1 protein-coding gene is annotated in these 815 nt (G+C 67.4%); it reads left to right on the plus strand.

The features are described from left to right. Nucleotides 1-815, plus strand: an 815-nt coding sequence (locus PCJ21_RS22070; RefSeq protein WP_269933571.1) for a UTP--glucose-1-phosphate uridylyltransferase, incomplete at both ends; no start/stop codon positions are given.

Genomic DNA, 815 nt, shown 5'->3' on the forward strand with positions numbered 1-815 from the left:
AGGAAAGTCCGCAAGGCCGTCATTCCGGTGGCTGGTCTGGGCACGCGGTTTCTGCCGGCGACGAAGTCGATGCCGAAGGAGATGCTGCCGGTGGTCGACCGTCCGGTGGTGCAATACGCCGTCGACGAGGCGCTCGAGGCCGGCATCGAGCACATCGTTTTCGTCACCGGCCGCAACAAGGCGGTCATCGAGGACTATTTCGACCTGCATCCCGAACTGATCGGCACGCTCGAGCAGGCCGGCAAGGTCGCCGAGATCAAGTCGCTGGAGAGCCTGCTGCCGGTGCCCGGCGCCACCAGCTTCACCCGCCAGCAGGCGCCGCACGGGCTCGGCCACGCGGTCTGGTGCGCCCGCGACATCATCGGCGACGAGCCGTTCGCGCTTTTGCTGCCCGACATGGTGTCGTTCGGCAAGCGTGGCTGCCTGGCCGAGATCATGGAGCTCTATGGCGCGACCGGCGGCAACGTCATTGCGGTTGAGCAGTGCGCGCCGCAGGAGACCCACAAATACGGCATCGTCGGCAAGGGCCCGGCGGCCGGCTCGGGCTTCGAGGTGACGGCGATGGTCGAAAAGCCGAAACCGGCCGAGGCGCCGTCGAACTACTACATCAACGGCCGCTACATCCTGCAGCCGGAGGTGTTTGGGCTGCTCGGCACGCAGGCGCGCGGCGCCGGCGGCGAGATCCAGCTGACCGATGCGATGGTCAGGCTGGCGGCCAGCCAGGCGTTCTTCGCCCGGCCGTTCAACGGCCGCATGTTCGACTGCGGCTCCAAGGAAGGCTTCATCCAGGCCAACGTGGCGTTCGCGCTGAAGCG

The sequence above is a fragment of the Aminobacter sp. HY435 genome, from assembly GCF_027568395.1.
Classification (GTDB): Bacteria; Pseudomonadota; Alphaproteobacteria; order Rhizobiales; family Rhizobiaceae; genus Aminobacter.